The sequence below is a fragment of the Ewingella americana genome (assembly GCF_006438725.1).
Classification (GTDB): Bacteria; Pseudomonadota; Gammaproteobacteria; order Enterobacterales; family Enterobacteriaceae; genus Ewingella; species Ewingella americana_A.
On record NZ_RCZD01000017.1, the window covers coordinates 95,485 to 101,964 of the forward strand.

7 protein-coding genes and 1 pseudogene are annotated in these 6,480 nt (G+C 51.0%); 4 read left to right on the top strand and 4 right to left on the bottom strand.

What is annotated here, in order from left to right:
* Window positions 1-89 precede the first annotated feature (89 nt).
* The gene (locus EAH77_RS22885; protein ID WP_140475418.1) at window positions 90-1,094 is read left to right on the top strand and encodes a GlxA family transcriptional regulator; all 1,005 of its coding nucleotides are present in this window, start codon (window positions 90-92) and stop codon (window positions 1,092-1,094) included.
* On the opposite strand, the gene EAH77_RS25845 is transcribed toward EAH77_RS22885, so the two are convergent.
* Window positions 1,000-1,437 carry a glutathione S-transferase family protein gene (locus EAH77_RS25845; RefSeq protein ID WP_140475420.1) on the bottom strand — a complete coding sequence of 146 codons (438 nt, stop codon included), beginning with the start codon at window positions 1,435-1,437 and terminating at the stop codon, window positions 1,000-1,002. The two genes, EAH77_RS22885 and EAH77_RS25845, sit on opposite strands and share 95 nt — an antisense overlap.
* Window positions 1,438-1,487: 50 nt before the next feature.
* A complete protein-coding gene (locus EAH77_RS22895) occupies window positions 1,488-2,246 on the bottom strand; it encodes an SDR family NAD(P)-dependent oxidoreductase (protein WP_140475422.1) in 759 nt (252 codons plus the stop codon).
* 160 nt (window positions 2,247-2,406) lie between these two features.
* Between EAH77_RS22895 and EAH77_RS22900 the strand changes: the two genes are divergently transcribed.
* Together EAH77_RS22900 and dapF are read left to right on the top strand one after the other, a co-directional pair.
* Window positions 2,407-3,306 carry an AraC family transcriptional regulator gene (locus tag EAH77_RS22900; protein WP_140475424.1) on the top strand — a complete coding sequence of 300 codons (900 nt, stop codon included), beginning with the start codon at window positions 2,407-2,409 and terminating at the stop codon, window positions 3,304-3,306.
* Between the two features lie 362 nt (window positions 3,307-3,668).
* Window positions 3,669-4,556: a diaminopimelate epimerase gene (dapF, locus tag EAH77_RS22905; RefSeq protein WP_140475426.1), complete on the top strand. Its 888-nt coding sequence runs from the start codon at window positions 3,669-3,671 to the stop codon at window positions 4,554-4,556.
* Window positions 4,557-4,728: 172 nt separating this feature from the next.
* On the opposite strand, the gene EAH77_RS22910 is transcribed toward dapF, so the two are convergent.
* Both EAH77_RS22910 and EAH77_RS22915 read right to left on the bottom strand, forming a co-directional pair.
* The gene (locus EAH77_RS22910; RefSeq protein ID WP_140475428.1) at window positions 4,729-5,196 is read right to left on the bottom strand and encodes a GNAT family N-acetyltransferase; all 468 of its coding nucleotides are present in this window, start codon (window positions 5,194-5,196) and stop codon (window positions 4,729-4,731) included.
* Window positions 5,197-5,509: 313 nt separating this feature from the next.
* Window positions 5,510-5,686 (bottom strand): annotated as a pseudogene (locus tag EAH77_RS22915) (aldo/keto reductase); the annotation flags it as partial.
* A gap of 562 nt (window positions 5,687-6,248) precedes the next feature.
* Here EAH77_RS22915 and EAH77_RS22920 point away from each other — a divergent pair.
* A partial coding sequence (locus EAH77_RS22920; protein ID WP_140474588.1) for a transposase occupies window positions 6,249-6,480 on the top strand: 232 nt, incomplete at its 3' end.

Below are 6,480 nucleotides of genomic sequence, written 5' to 3' on the forward strand. Positions count from 1 at the left end.
ACAGATCACCTGTTATCCTCTGGTCAGTCAAAATCAGCAATTTTGCCGCCGGTGATCCGGTGGTTATCATTTACGGTAAGGTTAACGTTATGTCTGCATTGACGGTCGCCGTGGTCGCCACGGCCGGATTCAGCCCGTTTCACTTTTCAGTGCCCTGTATTATTTTCGGTAAGTCTATGCCGCAGCCGGATTTATTCAGCGTGAAAATCTGTGCTGAAAAACTGGGCGTTGTCCTGTCTGAAATTGGCCTGTCAATCAACGTGGAACATGGCCTTGAGCTACTTGATGTCGCAGACATTGTTATCGTGCCCTACTGGAATCATCCGGAAGAACGACCTTCTCAGGCGTTGCTTGATAAGCTGATAAGCGCATGGCAACGCGGCGCAGAAGTGGTGGGGCTTTGTCTCGGTGCATATGTGCTTGCCTATTCCGGCTTGCTGGATCATCACCGGGCGGCAACACACTGGGAGTTCGAACAGGACTTCATTGAACGATTCCCCGCCGTTCGTCTGGACAGCAACTCGCTGTATACCAGTGATGAACGCCTTATTACCTCTGCCGGCACCGCCGCCGGTATTGACTGCTGCCTGAATATTATCCGTGATCATTACGGTTCTGCGGTTGCTAACCGTGTAGCAAGAAGAATGGTTGTTCCTCCTTACCGGGAAGGCGGTCAGGCACAATTTATTGAACGTCCGGTCCCGGTATCTACGCGGGACGGAAAAATGAACGAGCTGATGGACTACCTGCGTCGCAATCTGGACAAGCCGCACGACCTTAACTCACTGGCCGGGTTTGTCAGCATGAGCCGGCGGACGCTTACGCGTCATTTTTTTAAGGCAACCGGGACAACGCTGAGTGATTGGCTGAACGCGGAGCGTCTTCAGAGAAGTCAGGAGCTGCTGGAAACTACGGACAGCAGTATTGAAAGCGTGTCAGACATGGCTGGGTTTCAGTCGCCGATTTCTTTCCGCCAGAGTTTTAAGGCGAGATTCAGCGTCAGCCCAAGCGAGTGGCGTCGGGCATTCCGCGGTCCTGTGCCTGTTGATCACGAAAGTCGGCTTTCTTATCGTCAGCAACCGCAAGTTCTTTAGCGTTCAGGAACTGCCAGGCTTCAGAGAGTGCCGCCACGCCAAACTCTACCCACGCACGGGAGATCGCATAGTTGGAATAAAGGCTGACTCCATCCTGCGTTTCGTTGAGATACTCGCAAATTGCCGTGCTCTCGAACAGGAGCGCGTCAGCACTACCCGACAGTTTCACCTTGAGCAAGGGGACTTTCCCAGTCTGCGAAATCGCCATAAACCAATCTGGTTTATCTGCAAGATCGACGTCTATCCTCTCAAAGGGTACCTTCTTTTCCAGTAACACAATCGCCGCGCGCTGAACGAACGGACATAACGGATGATTGATAAGCGTAAGCTCAACGTTCGGCATGATGCTCCCCCAATAAGGTCAATCACAGGCTGGAATGAATGTGGCTCGGGTTACAGCAGTTGGCCGCCGGAAATGTCAAAGGTCGTCCCGTTAGCCCATGCCATGCCATCGGACAGGATTGCGGCTACCGCTCCACCTACATCGTCCGGTAAACCGACACGGCCTAGCGCGATCCCCTGAGCAACCCAGGCGTTGACATCCTCATTGTCACGTACCGCACCGCCGCCAAAATCGGTTGCGATGGCGCCAGGAGCAATCGCATTCACCCGGATCTGGCGCGCACCAAGCTCTACGGCCATGTAACGGGTCAGAACCTCTACTGCGGCCTTCACCGCCGCATAAATACTGTATCCCGGCAAAGTAAATCGGACGAAGCCGGACGAAACATTGAGGATGCGACCGCGATCTTCCACAAGCGGTAACAATTTCTGAGTCAGAAAAATCGGCCCCTGAAGGTGCGTGGTGACCAGTGAGGTAAACTGTTCCTCGGTCGCATCAACAAAGTTCGCAAAGAGGCCGTTACCGGCATTGTTAACGAGAAAATCGAAGTGTTCTCGACCGAAGTCAGCCATCAGCGTTTCAGTCACGGCGTTTGAAAAAGCCTGATAACTGGCGGTATCGGTGATGTCTAGCGACAGCATCGCGGCTTTGCCACCCAGAGCTTCGATCTCTTGTTTCAGCGCCTGAGCTTCTGCAGCGCCGCTACGATAGGTGCCGATGATGTGGATGCCGCGCTTAGCGAGGTGAAGAGCCATGTTGCGGCCGAGGCCACGGCTGGCGCCAGTGATAAGTGCAATCTTATTGGTCATGGGCTGTCTCGTTTAGGTTATTAGGCGCACCTTTCGATGCATACTTGACCTGCCCATGTTAGGCAATGAGCGATATGTAACCTACGCCTGATAATCTCAACTTATTGCCTGATTGTATCAATCTATTTGCGGGCTCTCGGAACATGGGTATAGTCAGTCCATGAATAACTCTCTTGCACCCCATCTTGATATCGCCCTGAGGCATGCGCCACCGGGTTTGACCATCACACGGATCCCCCGTGTAGATATCTGTGTCGGACAAGGCTCGACAGACAAGGCACCCTGCCTGTATCGCTCGATGATCTGCTTCATCCTGCAAGGCTCGAAGCGCGTCGCGATTAACGACAATCTTCTGAGCTACGATAGCGAACAGTATCTTATCAGCGCCCTTGACCTGCCTTTGATTGGACAAATTTTTGATGATGAAGGGGGGCAGCCCTACGTTGCGATTTCTCTGGTGCTGGATCCGGCCGTACTGGCGGAATTAGCGGCGGCTATACCGCCTGTTCGCGAGCGCGAACAAAAGGGGATCGGCATCATGATAAACCCGATGACCGCTTCGATCAGCGACACGTTACTCCGCTTATTGTCATTGCTCGACACCCCTGATGATATCCCGGTTCTCGGACCCATGCTCGAACGGGAATTGCTTTATCGTCTCCTGCAGGGCCCTCAGGGACGACTGCTGCGTCAGATTGCCCAACCCGAAGGTGCTCTGAGTAGTATCCGGCGAGCTGTTGCCTGGATCCGGGATAATTACAATCGCCGTCTTCGCATCGAAGCGTTGTGCGAGGTAAGCGGCATGAGCCGGGCAAGCCTGCATCGCCATTTTTTGTCGATGACTGGCCTCAGTCCCATCCAGTATCAGAAGCTGCTTAGACTGCAGGAAGCTCGCCAGCTTTTGCTTGCCGGCGAACATCGCGCATCTGACGTGGCGTTTGCCGTCGGCTATGAAAGCGCCTCACAGTTTAGCCGTGAATATCTGCGTCAATTCGGTGCACCGCCCGCGCGCAACGTACGTGAGATGCGGCAGGCGATCGGTACTCCAATAAGGGAGTAAACGGCAGGGTGTTTCATTAGTGGGCGAGAATGAATAAGTCGCTTTTTTGAATGGTCATCAAACATTTTCCCGATCCCGTATTCTACTAACCTATTTTTTAACGGCCAGTGAAAAGATTAACGTCCGTCCTCGCTCGTAACAGTCATTGAGCACATCTTGCCGACCGCTCTGTGCCATGAGCGGACGTTATACGGCTTAATACAGTTCGCTTTCACCAACGACACTAAAATGTCTGGGTTACAGATGGCTATTTTGCGGCTCGTTAAGGACCGCAGCAATTAGTCACTTTCTGTTTTATCCATCTGACTAGAAAATTTATTGTAATATATAGTTAAATAATCAGCTCTAGACCAATAGACTCCATGACACCTTTACTACTCCATAAATATCACGGACTAGGTAATGATTACCTAGTATGCCATCGTTCTGTTGCCGAACAGCTGAGAAATGAGCAGATTCGTATCTTGTGCCATCGCCACTATGGTGTAGGTTCTGACGGTCTGCTAATCGACAGCGGTGATCAAAACAATCCCACTCTGCGAATCATCAATCCGGATGGTTCTGAAGCCGAGAAAAGCGGCAACGGTTTGCGTATCTATGCACGCTATCTTTTTGATATCGGCCGTGTCGGACATCAGCCGTTTCTAGTGCATACAGCTGGCGGTGACGTATTTTGCAAAGTTCATGAAGATCCTCATCAGATTACAGTGGAAATGGGCCGGGCTAATTTCAATCCGACAGCATTGCCAGCCTTACTTGATCTGTACGAAGCGTTGAATTATCCGTTGAAACTGGCGGATGAAACACTGTCAGTATCGCTGGTATCCATGGGTAATCCACATTGCGTAGTGCTAGTAGATAAGCTTGATTTGGCGGAGGTTCATCGTTTAGGTCCACAAATTGAAAACCATCCATTATTCCCCAGACGCACTAATGTGCAACTAGTGGAAGTTATAGATCGCAGTACACTGCGGATCGGTATCTGGGAGCGAGGTGCTGGTTTTACTATGGCATCCGGTAGCAGCAGTTGCGCTGCTGCCAGCGTAATGCGCAAGTTAAATCTGGTTGATAATCGGGTCAACGTCAATATGCCGGGTGGGCAGTTGCAAATCACCTTCGGTGATGATTTTCAAGTCAGCATGTGTGGCCCAGTGCATAAAATAGTCAGCCTGACGGTGGATGAAGATTGCTTTGCCGGTGGCGATGATGCCCTCAGGAGACCTGAAGGAAATGTTCCCCTCTCGGCCTAAGAGGTAAAATGTTGGATCTCCACAGATATCTGAATAATTGAGTCGGTTGTCTGGAATAACGTGCGCTCCTCGCTCACAGCTGCCCTTAGTCCTTCAGCGGACAGATCAGGGTCAGCAGTACACTTTAATATGATTCAAGAAATCTTTGTTCCGGGAGCAGTTTTAGTAACCACTACAGTTTTTTGCTCATAAAGACGGTCGTTCCACCTTTGAACGGTTCATGTCTATCGATTTCATATCCGAGCACCACATATAGTGCGATGTTCGCCTCGAACGCTTCGTTCGTCTGCAGGCGAATTTCCCCAAGGTTAGCTTGAGCTGCCTTACTTTCAACATGTGCCAGCAATGTACGGCCGATTCCAATTCCTTGCCGGTGGGGATGTACCGCAACATTTTCGATCCAAAGATGATCGGCCTGGAGCCATGTTTCGATCAGGCCGACCACTTCCCCTGCGACAATGGCGAGGTCAATGTCATGCTCACGGACTGCCTTATTAAAATCGGCCGTCATCTGAGTCGGTTCACGGCCAATGACCGAAATCCATTTGGAATAGGCCGCACGCACTATCTCACGCACCAATTTCGCTTCATTTTCTTCCGCACGGCGGACCGAAAGGGCGACCTCAAGCGATTTGCTCATATAAACTCCTCGAAGCTCGGCTGCCATTAACATGTGCAAAATAGCAGACTTTGCAGTTTTGCGACGAGTTAACACCAAATTGGCACCACCAGTTTTACGTTGCAATTGCCTGATTACTGACACTGGATAGAATAACCAAAGTGTACAGTTGGAGGAGAAATGAGGTAAGAAGGTGTGCTAGCGGCCTAGCGGTTAGGATTGACTCGAGTTGGGATCTCCCCGTTATCATCAAACTCAACAGGTAGGTAACGTCTGCTCCTCGCTCACTGCGGCCCGTTAGTTCAGTTAGCGTTGCATCGACTCGTTGAACTCACAGCGCGTTGCCGACCTGGGTTGCGTTCAGGTAGGAGGCGGCGGTATCAGTCAGGCGATAACCCGTATTGATGGCATCAATAACGGCGCGCTCGCATTCGGCGGCATCCGTCATCTGAAAAACACCAAAGCCCAGCAGGGGCATGTCGATACCGTTGTTAAATTTTACCGTTTGCATGAGGTTATCCTTCAGCTGTTGTGTCGGAAAAGCATAACGCAGAGTGATTTATTTGATTATAGGGGGTAATTCGCTAGGGTTTATTAGGTGAGTTCATTAATTTAGAGGGAGTGCCGGTCGGCTTTGTGCTGCGAGTTAAAACCCGGCAAGAAGGCGGAGGGAACCGACTTCCTTTGTTACCCATTCTGATAACTTAAGAGGTCGTCCGGGTGTGACAATATTTCGGTAATCATGAGTTTACGCCTTTATCTGACAGAGGTACTTTTGAGTTACCTGTTTTACCTGACAACCGTCCCGATCGCAGCGAGCCTGTGCGGTGTGGTGCGTCAAACTGACACACGAAAACACCGTCTCCATGGGTCCTGGTTTTAAACATCATCCACCACTACGGAAATTCAATATGCTGCAGTCTTCATCCGTTCGCTTCAGGGTGGCGGTTATCCTCCGGGCCTGCATGGCACTCACTACTGCTGCCATTGTGGCCATCAGCGCAGGTTTGAATAGACCCGGGTTTCGTAGACACTTTTTTGCCTCATAATGGAGGCCTAATGAAGGAGTGTTTATGTCAGTCAAAACGTTCACTGAAGAATTCAAAATTGAAGCCGTAAAACAGATCACTGAGCAGGGGTACCCTGTATCTGAGGTCTCCTCTCGACTTGGTGTATCCACTAATAGTCTTTACGCCTGGGTTAAGCGCTACCAGAAGCCCGAGCCGCAGCGTAAGCAGGACGATGCACTTCAGCATGAAGTAAAGCGCCTCAGGCAAGAACTTAAGCGAGTAACTGAAGAGCGGG

Excerpts from the sequence above, each read along its gene's own strand:
- EAH77_RS22910 (WP_140475428.1), bottom strand. The coding sequence starts at position 5,196 with ATGAGCAAATCGCTTGAGGTCGCCCTTTCGGTCCGCCGTGCGGAAGAA.
- EAH77_RS25845 (WP_140475420.1), bottom strand. The coding sequence starts at position 1,437 with ATGCCGAACGTTGAGCTTACGCTTATCAATCATCCGTTATGTCCGTTC.
- EAH77_RS22895 (WP_140475422.1), bottom strand. The coding sequence starts at position 2,246 with ATGACCAATAAGATTGCACTTATCACTGGCGCCAGCCGTGGCCTCGGC.
- EAH77_RS22885 (WP_140475418.1), top strand. The coding sequence starts at position 90 with ATGTCTGCATTGACGGTCGCCGTGGTCGCCACGGCCGGATTCAGCCCG.
- EAH77_RS22900 (WP_140475424.1), top strand. The coding sequence starts at position 2,407 with ATGAATAACTCTCTTGCACCCCATCTTGATATCGCCCTGAGGCATGCG.
- dapF (WP_140475426.1), top strand. The coding sequence starts at position 3,669 with ATGACACCTTTACTACTCCATAAATATCACGGACTAGGTAATGATTAC.